Genomic DNA, 19,633 nt, shown 5'->3' on the forward strand with positions numbered 1-19,633 from the left:
GAGCCGTCTCAACCCAACCTACGGTCTAGCCCCCTCTCCTTTCGGGAGAGCCGCCGTAGGTTGGGTTGAGCGCAGCGAAGCCCAACGGTGCCCAGATCGAATCCGCTTTGTTGGGCTTCGCCGATAGAGCCGTCTCAACCCAACCTACGATCTAGCCGCCTCTCCTTTCGGGAGAGCCGCCGTAGGTTGGGTTGAGCGCAGCGAAGCCCAACGGTGCCCGGATCGAATCCCTGTTGTTGGGCTTCGCCAATGGAGTCGTCTCAACCCAACCTACGGTCTCTACAGCAGCGTTCGCGCCAGGGCCTGGCGCCAACCGGCGTAGAGCTCGGGTACGGCATTAGCCCGCGGCTCATAGCGGCGACGTGGCCGTTCGAGATCGGCCAGGGCCGCGGCGTCCTGCCACCAGCCGAGGGCATGGCCGGCCAGATGGGCGGCGCCCAGCGCCGAGACCTCCGGCGACAGGCTGCAGATCACCGGCCGCTGCAAGAGATCGGCCTGGAATTGCAGCAGCCATTCGTTGCGCGTGGCGCCGCCATCCACCCAGAGTTCGTCCAAAGGCGCCGGACTGTCCTGCTGCATGGCGTCGAAGACGTCGCGGATCTGGTAGGCGATGGCTTCCAGCGCCGCGCGCATCAGGTGCGCCCGCCCGCAGTTCTCGGCCAGACCGCAGAACAGCCCACGGGCTTCGGCCCGCCAGTGCGGCGCGCCCAGGCCTCCCAGCGCCGGGACGAAATAGACGCCACCGTTGTCCGGCAGCGCCGCGGCTTCCGCGGCCAGGGTCTCCAGCTCTCCGGCCCCGCCCAGCAGGCGCGCGGTCCAGCCCACGGCGGCGCCGGTGTGGATGATGTTGCCTTCCAGGGCAAAGGTCGGGGTATCCCCCAGGCGCCAGGCCAGGGTGGTGGCCAGGCCATGGGCGGACACCACCGGCTCGGCGATGGGTGTCATCAGCGAAGAACCCGTGCCCAGGGTGGCCTTGACCTTGCCCGGGACGAAACCGCCCTGGCCGAACAGGGCCGCATGGGAATCGCCGATCATGGCCAGGATCGGCAGACCGGCCGGTAACGGACCCTGGGCACGGGTCTCGCCAAAGTAGCCGGCACTGGGCCGGATCTCCGGCAGCGCCGCCCGCGGGATGTCAAAGAGATTCAGCAGCTGTGGGTCCCAGTCGCCGCCGCGCAGGTCGAGCAACTGGGTACGGGCCGCGTTGGCCGCGTCGATGAGAAAGCTGGCGCCGCCGCTGAGTTGCCAGAGCAGCCAGCTGTCCACGGTGCCCAGGCAGATGTCGCCGGCGGCGGCGCGGGCCGTGCCGTCGGGGATCTGCTCGAGCAGCCAGCGCCATTTGCCGGCGGAAAACATCGGATCCAGCGCCAGGCCGCTGCGCTGCAGGATCGTCTCGCCGTGACCGGCGGCGTGCAGGGCCTCGCACTGCGGCTGGGATCTCTTGCACTGCCAGCTCACCAGCGGACCGAGCAACTGACCGCTGCCGCGCTCCCAGGCCAGGGCGGATTCGCGCTGGTTGCTGATGGCGATGGCCGCCAGGGGCGCGTCCGTCTGCGCCAGGCAGTCGCCGATGGCGCCCTGCAGGGCCTGCCAGATGGCCAGGGGATCCTGCTCGGCATAGCCCGCCTGGGGATGCTGGACGGTGAGCGGCCGGGAACCCCGGGCCACGACTCGCCCGGCGCGATCCACCAGGATCGCCTTGGCATTGGTGGTGCCCTCGTCGAGGGCGAGGATCAGCGGTTCGGCGGCCATGGCAGCTCCTGTTGTTGTTCTTGTCCTAGGCGCCGGCGTATCAGCGCAGGCGCTGCACCGCAGCGACGATACCGGCAGCGTCGATGCCGTGCTTGGCGCGGGTCGGCCCGCGCGCGCCGGCGGCAGCATACTCGCCATCGGCGATGCCCAGGCGAATCAGCGGCACGCCCAGGGCGGCCTCGGCCATGACCTCGGCCACCAGACTGCCCACCCCGCCGTTGGCATTGTGTTCTTCCACCGTGACCACCCCGTCGCGGGCGGCGCAGAGGGCTTCCAGCAGGGCTTCACGCTGTAGCGGACGGATCGACGACAGGTTGATCACCTGGGCACTGATGCCCTGCTCGGCCAGCAACCGGGCGGCGTCCACCGCCTCATGGACCACCGAGCCCAGGGCCACCAGGCTGACGTCGTGTCCCTGGCGCAGCACGTCGACCTGACCGGGGACGAAGCGATAGTCGGGGCCGTGCAGATCGGGCAGCGCCTTGCCATCCAGGCGGACATAGACCGGGCCGTCGTGGGCCAGGGCGTGCTCGACGATCTGCCGGCACTCGGCGCCGTCGGCCGGGGCATAGATTTCCACGTTGCCGAAGCCGCGCATCACGGCGATGTCGTCGAGGCTGTGGTGGGTACTGGCCAGGGGGCCGTAGCTGGCCCCGGCGTTGAGGCCGAACATCTTGACGTTGGACCTGTTGTAGCAGACGTCCACCTTGACCTGCTCGTTGGCGCGGGAGATCAGGAAGGGCGCGGCGTTGCAGGTCACCGCCACCTTGCCGGCCAGGCCCAGGCCAGCCGCCACCCCGACCAGGGTCTGCTCGGCGATGCCGACGTTGACCAGGCGCTCGGGGAAGCGTTTGACGAAAGGACCGATCTTGGCCGTGGAGGTGGAATCGCTGACCACCGGCACCAGGTCGACGCCAGCGTCCACCGCGGCGATGAAGGCCTCGACCATGACGCTGGCGAGATGGGCTTCGCCCGGGGTCTGGGTATCAGTGGCCATGGTCGAGCTCCTCCAGTGCAGCGGCGATCTCGTCGCCCTTGGGCACCCGGTGGTGCCATTCGGGTTTGCCCTCGATGAAGGAAACCCCCTTGCCTTTGACGGTATTGGCGATCAGCACCTGGGGCTGGCCGCGGTGATCGCGCAGCGCTTCCAGGGTCTCCACCAGCTGGGCCACGTCGTTGCCATCGCACTCGACCACATGGAAGCCGAAGGCGCGCCACTTCTCGGCCAGGGGCTCCAGCGGCAGGATCTCGGCGGTGGGGCCGGCCAGTTGCAGGCGGTTGTGGTCGACGATCACCGTGAGGTTGTCCAGCCGGTACTTGGCGGCGGTCAGCGCCGACTCCCAGTTGGAGCCCTCGCCCAGCTCGCCATCGCCGGTCAGCACATAGACGCGGCGCGGACTGCCATCGCGCTGGGCGGCCAGGGCGATGCCGGTGGCGACCGGCAGGCCATGACCGAGGGCGCCGGTGTTGAGTTCGATGCCGGGGGTCTTCTGCCGTACTGGATGACCCGGCAGGTGGGAATCGAAGTGCTGGTAGGTGTCGAGCCATTCCGGCGGGAAGTAGCCGGCTTCGGCCAGGCAGCAGTAGAGGCCGCCGACGCCGTGGCCCTTGCTCTGGATGTAGATGTCGCGCTGGGGATCGGCGAGGCGTTCCGGGGCGACGTCGAGCAGGCGGAAATAGAGGGTGGCGAGGATGTCGGTCTCCGACAGATCCGCCCCGGTATGGCCGCCGGCAGGCGAGCCGGCGTTGAGCTGGATGACGCGCCGGCGGATCAGCCGGGCCTTTTCGCGAATCTGCGCGACGTCGTACTGGAACGGATTCATCAGGCGACCCCCTCGGGTATCCGAAGCTGCAGTGGAGCAGACGCCTGCCGAGGTTTCAGTGGGCGTCTTATGAATATTTATTCGTCACTGAAAATATATTTATCATTTAGACCCCAATCCGCAGGGTCGTCAATAGCCAGGAAAGGCCATTGGCGATCTGGCGAGCGGATAGAATGCGTGGCGGGATGCGGGATTGCCGAAGCCATCGCGTTCGGCATACAGCGATGAAAAGGCGCTTGACTTCCACCCGGAACAGGCGGAGTCTGAATTAAAAATCAGGCACGCATAAATATTCAAGCGAGCCCTACACAAGAACAATAACCTCAGGAGAAGCTCGTGGACGCCAAAGCCCCGATCGCCTCGCCACCCGCCAAGCCCCTCGCCCGCCTGGCGCTACGCCTGCCCCGCAACGTCGGCGGTCCGCTGATCGGTCTGGCGCTGCTGATCGCCGTGTTCTCCTTCGCCTCGGAGTATTTCTTCTCCGTGCGCAACGCCCTCAACATCCTCGATCAGGTGACAGTGCTCGGCATCCTGGCCATCGGCATGACCCTGGTCATCGTCATCGGTGGCATCGACCTGTCGGTGGGCTCGGTGCTGGCCTTTTCCATGATGCTGCTGGGCTGGCTCTATCAGGACATCGGCTGGCCGCTGGGCCTGGCGATTCCCGCGGCCATCCTCGGCGGTCTGGTGTGCGGCCTGGTGTCGGGAATGCTCATCGCCAAGGCACGGTTGCCCGCCTTCATCGCCACCCTGACCATGATGTCGGTGGCTCGGGGTCTGGCCAACATCCTTACCGACGGCCGCCAGATCGTCGGCTTTCCGGACTGGTTCACCAGCCTGGCCACGGTACGTCACTTCGGCTTCCTGTCGGTCACCGTCGGCCTCTTCCTGCTGATGCTGCTGGTGGCCTGGGTCTTCCTGCGCTTTCGCGCCGGTGGCCGCAACCTCTATGCCATGGGCGGCAGCGCCGAGGTGGCGCGGTTGTCGGGCATCAAGGTGCGCACCCTCACCATCTGGATCTATGCCCTGAGCGGCGCCCTGGCGGGCCTGGCCGCGGTGGCCATGGCCGCGCGGCTGGATTCGTCGCAGCCCAGCGCCGGCCTGTCCATGGAGCTGGATGCCATCGCCGCGGTGGTGATCGGCGGTGCCAGCCTCAGCGGCGGCGTCGGCAGCGTCGGGGGCACCCTGGTGGGCGTGCTGATCATCGGCGTGCTGCGCAATGGTCTGAATTTGCTGGGGGTCTCGCCCTTCGTGCAGCAGGTGATCATCGGCATCGTCATCGCCCTGGCCGTCACCCTGGACACCCTGCGCCGCCGTAACGGGCAGCGCTAGGTCTGCTCTGCTTCGTCTCGTCACCGCAGTACAACAATAACAACGGAGTGCCATCCATGCTGACCCCCAAGAAGCTGTTGCTCAGTACCCTGTTCGCCGCCATGACCTGCACCGCTGCCTTCAATGCCCAGGCCAAGGAACTCACCGTGGGCCTGGCCGTGGCCAACCTGCAGGCCGACTTCTTCAATCAGATCAAGCAGGCCGTCGAGGCCGAGGGCAAGGCCAAGGGCATCAAGGTCATCACCGTGGACGCCCAGGGCAACTCGGCGACCCAGGTCAACCAGATCCAGGATCTGATCACCCGCCAGGTCGACGCCCTGATCTATATCCCGGCCGGCGCCACCGCCGCCGGTGTCCCGGTCAAGGCGGCCAAGGCCGCCGGCATCCCGGTGGTGGCGGTGGACCGCAACGCCCCCGATGCCCCGGGTGACACCTTCATCGCCAGCGACAGCGTCGCCGCCGCCCGCACCCTGGCCGAATACGTCGGCAAGGTCACCGAAGGCAAGGGCCGCGTAGCCATCCTCCAGGGCCAGATCGGCACCACGCCGGAAAACGATCGCGCCAAGGGCTTTGCCGAAGGCCTGGCCAAGTTTCCCGAGCTGAAGGTGGTGGCCCAGCAGCCTGCCGAGTGGGCCCAGGACAAGGGCTTCGCCGTGGCCCAGGACATGCTCCAGCGTGACCCCAACATCAACGTCTTCTTTGGTCGCGCCGACGCCATGGCCCTTGGCGCTGCCCAGGCGGTCAAGGTGGCCAACCTCGATCATCCGGTGACCATCGTCGGCTTCGACGGCGACGTGGCCGGTCTCAAGGCGGTGGCCGCCGGCACCCTGTCCGCCACCATGACCCAGCAGACTCGCAAGATGGGTCGCATGGCCCTGGAATCGGCGGTGGCGCTCAAGGAAGGCAAGCAGCTGCCCAAGGAGCAGTTGCAGGAGGCGATCCTGACCACCAAGGATAACGTCGCCCCCTTCATTGAGAACCATCCGTAACAGTAGGACCAGTGGCGGGCAGCGCCCGCCGCATCCAGCCCATGCCTTATGTGCCTTGCAATGGAGGCACCGCTTCAGTTCCCCCCTTCGGAGGCCCCATGTCCGCCGTCATGCCCCTGGAACAGCCCGCCGCCCTCAGCCTGAGAAACATCGGCAAGAAATACGCCGGCATCGAGGTGCTGAGCGGGGTGGACGTCGATATCCAGCCCGGTGAGGTCCTGGCCCTGCTCGGCGAGAACGGGGCCGGCAAGTCCACCCTGTCGTCCATCATCGCCGGCCTGGTGCCGCCCGAGACCGGTGGGCGCATGACCTGGCTGGGGCGCGACTACGCTCCGGATTCTCCCGGCGCCGCCCTGGCCGCCGGCATCGGCCTGATTCACCAGGAAATCCGCCTGCTGCCGGAGCTGACCATCGCCGAGAACATGTTCGTCGGTCGCCTGCCCATGCGCGGCGGCCGCATCGATCGAGCCCTCATGGAAACCGAGGCCCAGCGTCAGCTGGATCGCCTGGGCTTGAAGGTACCCGCCACGCGCACGGTGGCCGGCCTCAGTGTGGCCGCCCAGCAGCTGGTGGAGATCGCCAAGGCGCTGACTCTCAAGGCGCGCCTCTTGATCCTCGACGAACCCACTGCGGCCCTGGGCGGCGAAGAGACCGAATTGCTGTTCGCCCAGGTCGAGCGGCTCAAGGCCGAGGGCGTGTCCTTCATCTACATCAGCCATCGCCTGGAAGAGATCGCGCGGATCGCCGATCGGGTGCTGGTGTTGCGCGACGGGCGCCAGATCGCCCTGCACGCCACCGCCCAGGTGCCGGTGCGGCAACTGGTGGAAGAGATGGTCGGGCGCAGCGTGGAACGCATCTTCCCGGCCATGGCCGCGCCCGGTACGCAGGAAGTGCTGCGGGTCAAGGATCTCAGCTGCCGCGAGATGCCGCTCAAGCACATCGATTTCGCGGTGCGCGCCGGCGAGGTGTTCGGCGTGGCCGGGGTGGTCGGCGCCGGCCGTACCGAACTGGTCCGCGCCATCGCCGGCGCGGCCGAGCAGGTCACCGGCACCCTGGTGCTGGAAGGCCGGACCTGCCGCTTCGCCAGCCCGTGCGAAGCCATCCAGGCCGGCATCGTGCTGGTGCCCGAGGATCGCAAGCAGCAGGGCGTGGTGGTCGACCACGCCATCGAGGAAAACCTCATCTATGGCAACACCGATCTGCTCGCCGCCGGTGGCTGGGTGTCGCCCGGTAAGCTGCGCGCCTTCGCCCGCAAGGCGGTGGCCCGGCTCGGCGTAAAGGGCCAGCCGGAGCAGGCCATCGCCGCCCTCTCCGGTGGCAACCAGCAGAAGGTGATCATCGCCAAGTGGCTGGCGCGCAATCCCAAGGTCTTCATCCTCGACGAGCCCACCCGTGGCATCGACGTCGGCGCCCGCGCCGCCATCTACCAGGTGATCGCCGAACTGGCGGCCACCGGCATGGCGGTGATCGTGGTCAGCTCGGATCTCGACGAGGTGCTCGGCCTGTCACATCGGGTCATGGTGATGAGCCGTGGCCAGCAGATGGGCATTCTCGAACGTGAACTGGCCACTCCGGTGGCCGTGATGGAACTGGCTACCGCCTGACTAGGAGTTTTCTCATGCGTCTCTTCGATCTCGGCGGCCAGACCGCCTTCGTCACCGGTGCCGGCAGCGGCATCGGCCAGGCCATCGCCGTCGGCCTCGCCGAGGCTGGCGCCAATGTGGCCTGCTTCGACCTGCCCGGCAGTCGCGACCTCGCCGGCACCGTCGAGCGCATCCAGGCCCACGGCCGCCGCGCCCTGGCCCTGGAAGGCTCGGTGACCAGCGCCGCTGACCTGGAAGCCGCCGTGGCCCGCACCGAGGCCGAACTCGGCCCCCTGAGCCTCGCCGTCAACAGCGCCGGCATCGCCAACGCCCAAGCCGCCGAGGAACTGGAGCTGGAGCGCTGGCAGCGCATGCTCGACATCAACCTCACTGGCGTGATGCTGAGCTGCCAGGCCCAGGCGCGGGTCATGCTGCCGCGCGGCAAGGGGGCCATCGTCAACATCGCCTCCATGTCCGGCAGCATCGTCAACCGCGGCCTGCTGCAGGCCCACTACAACACCTCCAAGGCCGGCGTCATCCACCTAACCAAGAGCCTGGCGATGGAATGGGCCGAGCGCGGCATCCGAGTCAACTGCATCAGCCCCGGCTACACCGCTACCCCCATGAACACCCGCCCCGAGGTGGCCGATCAGGTCAAGATCTTCGAGCAGACCACCCCGCTGGGCCGCATGGCCGAAGTGGAGGAAATGGTCGGTCCGGCGATCTTCCTCTGCAGCCCTGCCGCATCCTTTTGCACCGGGGTGGATCTGATCGTCGATGGTGGTTTCGTCTGCTGGTAACACGTCGCTGGCGATTCGGCACAGCCAGCCTGCGCCGGGCTGCCGCCAGACTTTAGGAGGTTTCACGTGGAACGTCGCTTCGCAGATCAAACCGTGGTCATCACCGGCGGTTGCCGGGGCATCGGCGAGGGTATCGCCGAGCGCTTCGGTCGTGAGGGTGCCAATCTGGTGCTGGTGTCCAATGCCGAGCGGGTGCATGAGACCGCTGCACGGCTGGTGGCCGATACTGGGGCCGAAGTCCTGCCGCTGGTGGTGGACATCACCGACGAGGCGGCGGTGGCCGACCTCTATGCCCAGGCCGAAGCCCGCTTCGGCCGCATCGACGTCTCGGTGCAGAACGCCGGGATCATCACCATCGACGCCTTCGATCGCATGCCGCGGGAAGACTTCGACCGCATCCTGCAGGTCAACACCACCGGCGTCTGGCTGTGCTGCCGCGAGGCGGCCAGGCACATGGTCGCCGCCGGACGTGGTGGACGCCTGATCAACACCAGCTCCGGCCAGGGGCGCCAGGGCTTCATCTACACGCCCCACTATGCGGCGAGCAAGATGGGCGTCATCGGCATCACCCAGAGCCTGGCCCACGAACTGGCGCGCCATGGCATCACGGTCAACGCCTTCTGCCCGGGCATCATCGAAAGCGAGATGTGGGACTACAACGACCGGGTCTGGGGCGAGATCCTTTCCACCCCGGAAAAGCGCTATGGCCAGGGCGAACTGATGACCGAGTGGGTCGGCAACATTCCCATGAAGCGCGCCGGCACCCCCGCCGACGTGGCCGGCCTGGTGGCCTTCCTCGCCTCGGCGGACGCCGGCTACATCACCGGCCAGGCGATCAATGTGGACGGTGGCCTGATCATGTCCTGAGAAGCTGCTCATAGGCGGCTACCCGTCGGCCAAACGGCGTTGAAAGCCCTTCGGAATGTTCATTTACCACTCGTAAACTCCGCTTCCTCAGGGCTTTTCGCCTTGCCTGACGCTAGCTCGCGCGCTGACGAGCAGCCTCGGCCAAGGACGCCCGGCCGCAAAAGCCTTGGCGTCCGGCGGGAGGCTGAGGGAAAATAGCTGGAAAATGCGCCTTTCTAACAGGTACGTGCCTGCTTTTCGGTGGTTCGTCGCGGCCAGGGGACTTCCCGGTCCGGGCTGGCGGCCGCGAGCGCGGCGTATCCGCTGGTACCGGGAATCTGGATGAGTAACCTCGAAGAACAACGCCTGCTGACCAAGATCGCCTCCCTCTACTACGAAGAGGGCCTCAAGCAGTCGCAGATCTCCGAACAGCTCGACCTGTCGCAATCCTTCGTCAGCCGCGCCCTGAGCCGAGCGCTCAAGGAAGGCATCGTGCGCATCTCGGTGCAACGCCCGCGCAACTTCCACCTGGAACTGGAGCGTCAGCTGCAGCAGCGCTACGGCATCCGCCAGGCCATCGTGGTGGAGCCCACCGGCGACGACGAAGAGGCCATCAAGCAGGCCATCGGCTCGGCGGCCGCCCACTACCTGGAGACCAGCGTCACCGATAAGGACCACATCGGCATCTCCTCATGGAGCTCCACCATCCGCGCCATGGTCGGCCACATGCACCGGGGCAGCAGTCGCCAGGGCGCGACCGAGGTGGTGCAGCTGCTCGGCGGGGTCGGCAACAAGGGCGCCTTCGAGGCCACCCTGCTGACCCAGCAACTGGCCAATCTGCTGGGTTGCCCGGCCTATCTGCTGCCGTCCCAAAGCATCGAGCAGTCACCGGAAAGTCGCCAGCGCATCCTGCAGCTGGACGAGGTGCGCGAGGTGACCGAACGCTTCGCCCGGCTCACCGTGGCGCTGGTCGGCATCGGCGAACTGGAGCCGTCGCAGCTGCTGCGCAACAGCGGCAACTACCATGGCGAGGCCATGCTGGAGGTACTCGCCGCCCGCGGCGCGGTGGGCGACATCTGCCTGAGGTACTTCGATGCCCAGGGCCGGCCGGTGCTGGACGACAGCGAAGAGACAGTGGTCGCGGTGGATCTGCCGCAACTGCTGAAGATCGACCGCGTGGTAGGTCTGGCCGGCGGCCTGCGTAAGGTCAACGCCATCCGCGGCGCGCTGCAGGGTGGTTATCTGGATGTCCTGGTGGTCGATCTGCGCACCGCCCTGGCGCTGGTTCCCTGATCGAAGCAAGGCAGTGCCAGAAACCGGCTCGAAAACACGATTTCCTGCCAGAACATACGCTGCATATGGAAATCTTTGGCAACATTCGGTACGGGCTGATCCGTAAGCTGTAGGACGACTGTTCTCTGGATAGCGTCCCATGACCTCTGCGTCTCCGGCTTCGGCCACTGCCCTGCCCCCCTCCCAGCGCGCCGCCGCCCTGTCGGCGCGCCTCGATCGCCTGCCAGCCACCCGCAGCCTGTGGCGCCTGGTGGCGCTGCTGTCCATCGGTGGCTTCTTCGAACTCTACGACCTGTTCCAGACCGCCTACATCAGCCCTGGGCTTTTGCGCGATGGCGTCTTCCAGACCGGCGCGGCCGGGGTGTTCGGCGTCTCCGACCAGGCCGCCTTCGCCGCGGCCACCTTTCTCGGCCTGTTCGTCGGCGCCAGCCTGCTCAGCCCCATCGCCGACCGCTTCGGCCGCCGGGCGATCTTTACCTGGGCGCTGGTCGGCTACACCCTGGCGACCCTGGCCATGGGCCTGCAGACCACCGCCCTGGGGCTGATCGCCCTGCGCTTCGTGGTGGGCATCGGCCTGGGCCTGGAGCTGGTGACCATCGACGCCTATCTGTCGGAACTGGTACCCAAGGCCATGCGCACCTCGGCGTTCGCCTTCGCCTTCGCCCTCCAGTTCCTCTCGGTGCCGGCGGTGGCGTTGCTGTCCTGGTGGCTGGTGCCCCAGGCGCCGCTGGGGATCTCCGGCTGGCGCTGGGTGGTGCTGTCCAGTGCCGTTTTCGCCCTGTTCATCTGGTGGCTACGCCAGCGCCTACCCGAATCACCGCGCTGGCTGGCCCAGCAGGGCCGGCTGGACGAAGCCGAACAGGGTGTGGAGCGCCTTGAAGCCGCCTGCCAGGCCGACAGCGGCCAGCCGCTGCCGCCGCCAGCGGCAGTGATGGAAGAACCTGCGGTAAGCGCGCGCTTCGCGGCGCTGTGGCAACCGCCCTATCGGCGCCGGGTGATCATGCTGATCGTCTTCAACCTGTTCCAGGCCATCGGCTTCTTCGGCTTCGGCAACTGGCTGCCGGCGCTGCTGTCCGGCCAGGGCGTGAGCCTGACCCACAGCCTGGGCTATGCCTTCGTCATCACCCTCGCCTATCCGCTGGGGCCGCTGCTGTTCGTGCGCATCGCCAATCGCTTCGAGAACAAGTGGCAGATCGTCGGCTCCGCCTTGGGGACGGTAGGCTTCGGCAGCCTGTTCGCCCTGCAGCAGGGCGCCCTCGGTCTGATCCTCTGTGGCATCGGCATCACCTTCTGCAACGCCTGGCTGACCTTCGCCTTCCACTCCTACCAGGCCGAGCTGTTTCCCACCGCCATCCGCGCCCGGGCGGTGGGCTTCTGCTATTCCTTCAGCCGGCTGTCCACGGTGTTCAGCAGCCTGCTGATCGGCACCCTGCTGGAGCGCCTGGGCACCCCGGGCGTGCTCGCCTTCATCGTCGCCAGCATGCTGATCGTGGTGCTGACCATCGGCCTGTTCGGCCCGCGCACCCGCAACCGGGCACTGGAGGCCATCGCCCGCTGAAGAATTCCGGGTTCAGAGCCGGAACTGCCGCACCGCACCATTCAGGTCACCGGCCAGGCGCGCCAGGTCGGTGCTGGCGGCGGCGGTCTGCTCGGCCCCGGCGGCGTTCTGGGTCGACAGGTCGCGGATGCTGGTGAGGTTGCGATCCACCTCGCGGGCCACCTGGGCCTGCTCTTCGGTGGCGGCGGAGATGCTCAGGTTGCGCTCGGTGATCTGCACGATGTGGCGACCGATCTCGGCCAGGGCCTCGCCGGCGGCCGCGGCCACCGTCAGGCAGGCACCGGCCTGCTGATTGCTGGTGGCCATGGCGTCCACCGCCTTGCCCGCGCCACCCTGGATGGCGCCGATCATGTCTTCGATCTCACCGGTGGATTGCTGGGTGCGGGCCGCCAGGGCGCGTACCTCGTCGGCCACCACGGCGAAACCGCGCCCCGCCTCGCCGGCCCGCGCGGCTTCGATGGCGGCGTTGAGCGCCAGCAGATTGGTCTGTTCGGCGATGCCGCGGATGACGTCGAGCACCCCGCTGATGCGCTGCACCTGGGCGGCCAGGCCATCGATCTCGCCGCTGCTGGAGGTCACCGCCGTGTGCAGCGCGTGAATGGTGGTGAGGGTCTCCTCGACCCGGCGCTGGCCAAGATCGGCCGAGGTGCGCGAATCCTGGGCGGCGGCGCTGGCGGCAGCGGCATTGCGCGCCACCTCCTCCACCGCAGCGGTCATCTGGTTGACGGCGGTGGCGGCCTGGGCCAGTTCGTCGTTCTGCCGTTGAATGCCGCGCAGGCCGGTCTCGGTGACCGTCGACATCTCCTCGGAGGTAGACGCCAGGGTGGTGGACGACAGGGTCAGCCGCTCCAGGGTGCCGCGCAGGTTGTCCTGCATCCGCGCCATGGCCGCCAGCAGCCGGCCGGGTTCGTCACGCCCGTCCTGCTCGACCGACCGACTGAGGTCATTGGCGGCGATGCGTTCGGCCACCGCCAGGGCCTTTTCCAGCGGCCCGGTGAGACTGCGGGTGAAGCGCCAGGCCAGCAGCAGGGTACCGGCCAGGGCCGCCACCATCACCGTCACGGTGATGGCGATGGCGTTGTGGTAGCTGGCCATGGAAGCAGCGGCCAGACGCGTGACCTTGCCATCGACCAGCCCGGCGAGTTCGTTGACGGTGGCGCTCAGGGCATTGCCGCTACGGGCCATCTCGCCGTCCTGACCGGCGAGCTTGAGCAACTCGGCGTCGTTCTGGTCGTCCAGCGCCTTGAGATAGCGGTTCTGGTTGTCCAGGTAGGTGGTCAGCTGGCCGGTCAAGCGGGTGTAGACCTCACGCCCGTTGTCGCTCAGCAGCAGGGCGTCGAACTGGCGCACGTGCTGCTCCAGGGTGGCCTTGGCCGCGTCGATGGCCTTGTGCACGGCCTGGGTCTCGGCGTTGGAGGTCGCCAGCATCAGGCCCTGGTTGTGCATGCGCAGACTCAGCAGGTCGGCGCGGATCTCGCCGATGACCTGGACGCTGGGAATCACGTTGCCGACGATCTGCTCCTCGCCCTCCTTGATGACGCGATTCTGGCCCAGGGAAAACAGCCCGAGGCCGATCACCAGCAGGGCGAAGAAACCAAAGGCAACCAGGGCCCGCGGGGCGATGTTGAGGGAGCGTAGCTTCACCGGGAAGACCTCGAAAAAAAGATTAGCCTCCTCATGATCGGCCAAACGGCGTCAGGCTTTAGGGTTCACCGGCGCCGGATGGACGATTTATCGCCTAGGCCTCCCCCGCCTCGCTCAACCGCGTCTGCGCCAGACGTTTCGCGCCGGCCACGTCGGCCTTGCCGGTCCCCAGTTTCGGCAGGCTGTCCACCGCCAGCCAGGCCGAGGGCAGCAGCAGTCCGCTCACCCCCTGGGCCAGCAGGGTCTTTTCCACCGCCGCGCCGTCCAGGGTGCCGGTATGCAGCACCACGATGCGCTCGCCCTTCCTGGCATCCGGCAGATTGACCGCTTGCAGCTCGATCTCCGGATCGGCCACCGCCTTGACCAGGGCCTGCTCCACGGCGCCCAGGCTGACCATCTCGCCGCCGATCTTGGCGAAGCGCGAATAGCGGTCGACGATGGTGAGAAAGCCGTCCTCGTCCAGCCGACCCTGGTCGCCGGTCACGTACCAGCGCTCGCCGTCGATCTCGCGGATCGCCTTGGCGGTGCGCTCGGGATCGTTCAGATAACCCTGCATCAGCTGCGGTCCGCCGATCAGCACCATGCCGGCCTCGCCGGTGGGCAATTCGGCAAAGGTCTGGGGGTCGACGATCTTGAAGCCGGTCCCCGGCAGCGGCATGCCCACGGTGCCGAGCTTGCCGCCACGCTGCACCTGCAGGTAGCTGACGTCCAGGGCGTCGGGCAGGTTGACCGACGCCACCGGCGCGGTCTCGGTGGCGCCGTAGCCTTCGTAGATGTCCTGGTTGAACTTGAGCTTGAAGGCCTCGCGCACCGCCGGATCCAGGCGCTCGGCACCGGCCACCACGATGCGCAGACTCTCCAGCATCAGCGGATGCACCTTGGTGTTGCGCACGAACAGCCGCAGGAAGGTCGAGGTGCCGCAGAGCACCGTGGCGCGATGGGTGGCCACCGCCTTGGCGATGCCGGCCACGTCAGTGGGATCGGCCTGGCAGACCACCGGCACCCCCTCGATCAGCGGCAGGAACTGGGTCACGGTGAGGCCGAAGGCGTGGAACAGCGGCAGCGAGGCCATGAAGACGTCGTCGTCCTGGGTGTTGAGCACGTCCGAGGTCTGCTTGAGATTGGCCATGAGGTTGCTGTGGCTGAGCATCACCCCCTTGGGCGTACCCTCGCTGCCACTGGAGAAGAGGATGGCGGCGGTGGCCGCGGGATCGTGGGCGCGGCTCACCAGCACCTGCAGCATAGCGGTGGGCAACAGCCGGACCGCCAGCCAGTTGGCCAGTAGTTCGGCCTTGCCGATGCCGGCGCGCAGCTCTTCCAGGTCCACCACCTCGCGTCCGGCGAGCAACTCCTCCACCGGCAGACCGCGCTTCTGCAGGCGTTCGAGAAAGCGCCGGGAGGTGTAGACGGTACGGATGCCGGCCTGGTCCAGGCCGGACGCCAGGGCCTCGGGGGTGGCCGTGTAGTTGAGATTGACCAGGGTCTTGCCGGCCAGCAGCACCGCCATGTTGGCCAGCATGCCGCCACTGCTGGTGGGCAGCAGCAGGCCGAGATTGGCCTCGGGCCGCTTGCGCATCCGCCGCGCCAGGCAGGCGGCGCCGGTAAGCGCCTGGGCGGCCTTGAGCGGCGCGCCCAGGTCGTCGATCAGGGCCAGGCCATTGGGCCGGCGCTTGACGCTGGCGACCCAGGCGTCGGCCAGCGACGGCAGGCCCTGCATATAGCGCTCCCAGGAGCGAATCGACAACTCGAAGATCCGCCGCTTGAGCACATCGGCCGGGGTGTCCTTGGGCAGCGCCTTGCCAAAGGCCACCACCACCTCGCGGTGCAGCGGACTGTCGCGCAGCTCCTTGAGCTTGCTCGAAGAACGCGAGAACTGGCTGCCCCAGAGGCCGCGCAGATAGAAGGGCACGATCCGCACCTCCGGGCCGACCCGCTCGCAGGCCTTTTCATAGCCGCGGCGGAATTCGCCGAGCTGGCCGGTACGGCTGATGGCGCCTTCGGGGAACAGGCAGACCACCTCCCCCGCACTCAGCAGGCCAGCCACCTGCTCCAGCGCCGCGCCGGCGCCGCTGCCCTGGGCGATGGGCAGGCACCCCATCGCCTTGAGGAAGGGCTTCAGGTACCAGCGCTCATAGATCGACCTGAGCATCACAAAGCGCACCGGTCGCGGACTGGCGATCTGCACCATGGCCCAGTCCACCCAGCTGATGTGATTGCCCAGCAGCAGCACCCCGCCCTGGGCCGGCAGGTTCTGCAGCCCCTGGACCTGGATGCGGTAGTGGCGGGTGACCATGAGGCCGAGCAGGAAACGCACCAGACTCTGGGGCAGCTTCCACACCGTGTAGGCCCCGCCGATCAGGGCCACGGCGGCGATCAGCAGCAGTAGCCAGCGACTGTCCAGGCCGAGCAGAGCGATCACCGCGGTGAGCACCAGAAAGCTCAGCATGGCGACGTTCTGCACCCAGTTGTTGGCCGCCAGCACCGTGCCGAGCTGGTCCTCACGGGCATGGAACTGGATCAGGGCATTGAGCGGCACGATGAACAGCCCGCCCATCAGGCCGATGAAGACGAAATTGAGCGCATGCACCAGGGCCGAAGTGGGCGCCGGCAGCCACCACAGGCCAAGGGCGATGCCCAGGGCGCCCACCGGGATCAGCCCGGTCTCGATGCGCCCGCGGGAGGCCCGGCTGGCCAGCGCCGAGCCCAAGGCGATGCCGATGCCGGCGCAGGCCAGGATGCCCTGCAACAGCAGCACGTTGTCGATGCCCAGGTGATCCTTGGCATAGGCCGGAAAGCTCGCCAGCAGCACCTGGCCCACCGACCAGAACACCGCCAAGCCGATGATCGACAGGCGGATCACCGGATTCTCGCCGATCACCGCCAGGTTGCGCCGGGCGGTCTGCAGCCGCAGATAGGCATGCCAGTCGAAGGGCTCGCGCGGCTTGGGCGCTTCCAGCAGCGGCAGGCGATAGAGCAACGCCACCTCGGCCAGGCTGCAGAGCACCAGCAGCCAGCCCAGCGGCGCGATGTCCTGCAGGATCGCATGGGGCGTGGCATGGCCCTCGCCCAGGTGCAGCTGGAAGAAGGCGGTGAAGACCACGGTGCCGGCCAGGATGGCGATGATGGAATTGGCCTGCACCAGGCCATTGCCCTCGGCCAGCCGCTGCTTGCCGAACAGCGCCTTGATGTAGCCGTACTTGGCCGGCGAATAGAAGGTCGCCTGGATGGCCAGCAACAGCGTCATGGCGAAGGCCAGTTCGAACAGTCCGGCATAGTAGGCCAGGGTGATGCCCAGGGTGATGGCTACCGCCGCCCAGCCGCCGAGTCGCAGCACCCGCACCTTGGCGAAGCGATCGGCCACATGGCCGGAGGGACTGAACAGCAGGATGAAGGGCAGCAGCATCATGCCGTTGACCAGGGCGGTCAGCACCACCTGGGTGGAACCGTCATAGACCTTGAACACGGTGTTCTGGATGACGATCTTGTGGCCAAGATCGACGAAGGCGTTGAGAAAGACGGCGATCAGGTAGGGCCAGGCCCCCTTGATCCGGTGCAGCTTGTCCATGCGGAGTCTCTTTCGAGCAGGGGAATCCGTAGCCTGAGTGAGACGCCCTGGCAGCGCAAGCAGCGCCACTGGTCAACAAATATGCGAATCAGGGCTATACAAGCTCGCGAAAGCGAGTATGGTGTGGGCACTGCTACTGCAATAGTTACTCGATACCTGCTTGATGTTGCTTCATTTTCATCTCCTGGCTCGTCTCACTCTCGCATTACAGTCCCGTTAACGAATGTCTCGCTAACGTGGTTGTTCCCCCTACACCTGGAGATACTCATGTCCAATCGTGAAAATGGCACCGTCAAGTGGTTCAACGATGAGAAAGGCTACGGCTTCATCACCCCGGAAAGCGGCGCCGACCTGTTCGTGCACTACCGCTCCATCGAAAGCGCTGGCTTCAAGAGCCTGAGCGAAGGCCAGAAGGTCACTTTCGTGGCTGTCAAAGGCCAGAAGGGTATGCAAGCTGACCAGGTTCAAGTCGTCTAACGACTGATCCGGTTGCAGAAAGGCTCCGCTTCGGCGGGGCTTTTTCGTTTCTAGGATTTGGTGGTTGCCTGGCTTGCGCTATTCAGCTGATTAGCGTGCCTGCTGAAGCCTTTAATTTCGCCCACCCGGGCGAGTCACTTTTGCCAGTCGCGGCAAAAGTAACCAAAAACGCTTGCCCCTCCATCGGCCCCGGCTGCGCCGGGGTTCGTTCGCTCCATCGCCGCTCCAGGGGCACGCCACGAAGGGCCATCCATGGCCCTCGCGACTCTCGCGGCATCCATGCCGCTCAACCCCTTACGCAACGATTCCGCTCACCCTTCTGGAAAGGGGCGCATTCTCCGCGCCTGCACGTCTACGATAAACGTCGTGAGATAGGTATGAAGCGAAGCGCCTAGCCCACAGGCAGCAGCCTTTCAACCTTTGTCATACGCCCTTTCTAGCGCCTCGTTGAGTGTCCTTAGCACCTTAACCCGCGCGAAACGCTTGTCGTTGGCCTCCACCAGCGTCCAGGGCGCGATGGCGGTGCTGGTCTGCACCACCATGTCGTTGACGGCCTGGCTGTAGAGGTCCCACTTGTCGCGATTGCGCCAGTCGTCCTCGGTGATCTTGAATCGCTTGAAGGGCGTTTCCTCGCGGGCGCGGAAGCGCTCCAGCTGGGTGTCCTGGTCGATGGCCAGCCAGAACTTGGCCAGCACGATGCCGGCGTCGTGGAGCTGCTCCTCGAAGTCGTTGATCTCGCCATAGGCCCGCTGCCAGTCAGCGACCGGTGTCAGCTCCTCGACCCGCTCCACCAGCACCCGGCCGTACCAGGAACGATCGAAGATGGTGAAATTGCCCAGCCGCGGAATGTGCCGCCAGAAGCGCCAGAGATAGGGCTGGGCGAGTTCCTCGTCGCTGGGCGCGGCCACCGGGACGATGCGGTACTGGCGCGGATCCAGGGCGCCGGTGACGCGGCGGATGGCGCTGCCCTTGCCGGCGGCATCGTTGCCCTCGAAGGCCGCCACCAGGGCATGACGGCGATACTTCTTGTCGCGCAGGCGCCGCGCCAGGCGAGCCTGTTCGGCGAGCAGCTGGTCTTCGTAATCGGCCTTGTCCAGGCGTTGACTCAGGTCCATGGCCTCCAGCACGCCGCGGCCATCCACCGGCGGCGGCAGCACGGCGGCGGCCCGGCGCTGCTTGCGCGGCTTGTTGGCCAGGGCGCGCTGCAGCGCCTTGAGCAGCACGGTGCCGACGGTCAGGCTGCGAAAGCGCTCGTCGAAACCGGGCACCACGTGCCAGGGGGCGTAGTCGTGATGGGTCCGCCGCACCACCCGCTCGCCCTCCTTGACGAAGCGGTCGTAGACCTTGGCCTGGCGCCAGTCCAGCGGACTGAGCTTCCAGCCCAGGCGAGGATCGTTCTTGAGGTGCTTCAGGCGCTGCTTGAGTTGGGGCTTGGAAAGATGGAACCAGAACTTGAGGATCAGCGCGCCCTCGTCGGCGAGCATCCGCTCGAAACGCTCCGCCTGGCCGATGGCGGCATCCAGTTCGACGCGACTGAGCGCCTTGTTGACCCGCCCATGCAGCATCTGGCTGTACCAGTTGCCGAAGAAGACGCCGGTCCGACCCTTGCCCGGCAGGCGCTGCCAGTAGCGCCAGGCCGGCGGGTGCTGGCGCTCCTCGACGGTGGGCTGCAGAAAGGTCTCGACGCGGATCAGGCGCGGATCCATCCACTCGTTGAGCAGCTTGACCGTCTCGCCCTTGCCCGCACCCTCGATGCCATTGATCAGTACGATCACCGGGAAACGGCCCTGCGCCTTGAGTTCGTATTGGGCGGCCAGCAACGCTTCGCGCAGCTTGGGCAGCTTGGCGTCGTAGGTGGCCTCGTCGAGCAGGTGTTCGTTTTCGGCGGCTTCGAACATCCGGATCTCCTCGCTCTGGTGGTCGGGCAACTATAGCCCTTCTGACCGGCCAGGCGGCAGGCGGTGCCCGCTG

Annotated in this window: 14 protein-coding genes and 1 pseudogene; 8 read left to right on the forward strand and 7 right to left on the reverse strand. The window is 66.9% G+C overall.

The window, feature by feature from the left end:
- Positions 1-279: 279 nt before the first annotated feature.
- Genes NRG74_RS17025 through NRG74_RS17035 form a run of 3 tightly spaced genes read right to left on the reverse strand, consistent with a single transcriptional unit; the run spans position 280 to position 3,575 of the window.
- Positions 280-1,752, reverse strand: coding sequence for an FGGY family carbohydrate kinase (locus NRG74_RS17025; protein ID WP_257704887.1), 1,473 nt, complete (start codon positions 1,750-1,752; stop codon positions 280-282).
- 40 nt (positions 1,753-1,792) lie between these two features.
- Complete coding sequence (locus NRG74_RS17030; RefSeq protein ID WP_257704888.1) at positions 1,793-2,749, reverse strand: transketolase family protein; 957 nt, start codon at positions 2,747-2,749, stop codon at positions 1,793-1,795.
- Complete coding sequence (locus tag NRG74_RS17035) at positions 2,739-3,575, reverse strand: transketolase (RefSeq protein ID WP_017641541.1); 837 nt, start codon at positions 3,573-3,575, stop codon at positions 2,739-2,741. Before NRG74_RS17035 ends, NRG74_RS17030 begins: the two co-directional genes overlap by 11 nt.
- 336 nt (positions 3,576-3,911) lie before the next feature.
- Here NRG74_RS17035 and NRG74_RS17040 point away from each other — a divergent pair, with 336 nt between their 5' ends.
- The 7 genes from NRG74_RS17040 (at position 3,912) to NRG74_RS17070 (ending at position 11,976) form a co-directional block, all read left to right on the forward strand.
- Positions 3,912-4,907 carry an ABC transporter permease gene (locus tag NRG74_RS17040; RefSeq protein WP_017641540.1) on the forward strand — a complete coding sequence of 332 codons (996 nt, stop codon included), beginning with the start codon at positions 3,912-3,914 and terminating at the stop codon, positions 4,905-4,907.
- A 56-nt stretch (positions 4,908-4,963) separates the two neighbouring features.
- The gene (locus tag NRG74_RS17045) at positions 4,964-5,896 is read left to right on the forward strand and encodes a sugar ABC transporter substrate-binding protein (RefSeq protein ID WP_064307130.1); all 933 of its coding nucleotides are present in this window, start codon (positions 4,964-4,966) and stop codon (positions 5,894-5,896) included.
- Positions 5,897-5,994: 98 nt separating this feature from the next.
- The gene (locus NRG74_RS17050) at positions 5,995-7,500 is read left to right on the forward strand and encodes a sugar ABC transporter ATP-binding protein (RefSeq protein WP_257704889.1); all 1,506 of its coding nucleotides are present in this window, start codon (positions 5,995-5,997) and stop codon (positions 7,498-7,500) included.
- A gap of 14 nt (positions 7,501-7,514) precedes the next feature.
- A complete protein-coding gene (locus NRG74_RS17055) occupies positions 7,515-8,279 on the forward strand; it encodes an SDR family oxidoreductase (RefSeq protein WP_017641537.1) in 765 nt (254 codons plus the stop codon).
- Between the two features lie 66 nt (positions 8,280-8,345).
- Positions 8,346-9,146 carry an SDR family oxidoreductase gene (locus tag NRG74_RS17060; RefSeq protein WP_257704890.1) on the forward strand — a complete coding sequence of 267 codons (801 nt, stop codon included), beginning with the start codon at positions 8,346-8,348 and terminating at the stop codon, positions 9,144-9,146.
- A gap of 321 nt (positions 9,147-9,467) precedes the next feature.
- Complete coding sequence (locus tag NRG74_RS17065) at positions 9,468-10,418, forward strand: sugar-binding transcriptional regulator (protein WP_257704891.1); 951 nt, start codon at positions 9,468-9,470, stop codon at positions 10,416-10,418.
- A 139-nt stretch (positions 10,419-10,557) separates the two neighbouring features.
- On the forward strand, positions 10,558-11,976 hold the full coding sequence (locus NRG74_RS17070; RefSeq protein WP_257704892.1) for an MFS transporter: 1,419 nt from the start codon (positions 10,558-10,560) through the stop codon (positions 11,974-11,976).
- A gap of 12 nt (positions 11,977-11,988) precedes the next feature.
- Here the strand turns inward: NRG74_RS17070 and NRG74_RS24685 are convergent, their stop codons facing one another.
- From NRG74_RS24685 to NRG74_RS17080, 3 genes and pseudogenes are all read right to left on the reverse strand, one after another.
- Positions 11,989-12,861 carry a methyl-accepting chemotaxis protein gene (locus NRG74_RS24685; protein WP_437181197.1) on the reverse strand — a complete coding sequence of 291 codons (873 nt, stop codon included), beginning with the start codon at positions 12,859-12,861 and terminating at the stop codon, positions 11,989-11,991.
- Between the two features lie 33 nt (positions 12,862-12,894).
- Positions 12,895-13,620, reverse strand: a pseudogene (locus NRG74_RS24690) (MCP four helix bundle domain-containing protein); the annotation flags it as partial.
- A gap of 94 nt (positions 13,621-13,714) precedes the next feature.
- Positions 13,715-17,185 (reverse strand): acyl-[ACP]--phospholipid O-acyltransferase, encoded by a 3,471-nt coding sequence (locus tag NRG74_RS17080; RefSeq protein WP_257704893.1) that lies wholly within the window; start codon positions 17,183-17,185, stop codon positions 13,715-13,717.
- Positions 17,186-17,452: 267 nt separating this feature from the next.
- On the opposite strand from NRG74_RS17080, the gene NRG74_RS17085 reads away from it, so the two are divergent.
- Positions 17,453-17,662: a cold-shock protein gene (locus tag NRG74_RS17085; protein WP_007160189.1), complete on the forward strand. Its 210-nt coding sequence runs from the start codon at positions 17,453-17,455 to the stop codon at positions 17,660-17,662.
- A gap of 413 nt (positions 17,663-18,075) precedes the next feature.
- Here NRG74_RS17085 and pap read toward each other — a convergent pair whose 3' ends face one another.
- Positions 18,076-19,560 carry a polyphosphate:AMP phosphotransferase gene (gene pap / locus NRG74_RS17090; RefSeq protein ID WP_093253731.1) on the reverse strand — a complete coding sequence of 495 codons (1,485 nt, stop codon included), beginning with the start codon at positions 19,558-19,560 and terminating at the stop codon, positions 18,076-18,078.
- Positions 19,561-19,633: the final 73 nt, after the last annotated feature.

The sequence above is a fragment of the Pseudomonas oryzihabitans genome, from assembly GCF_024652905.1.
Taxonomy (GTDB): Bacteria; Pseudomonadota; Gammaproteobacteria; order Pseudomonadales; family Pseudomonadaceae; genus Chryseomonas; species Chryseomonas benzopyrenica.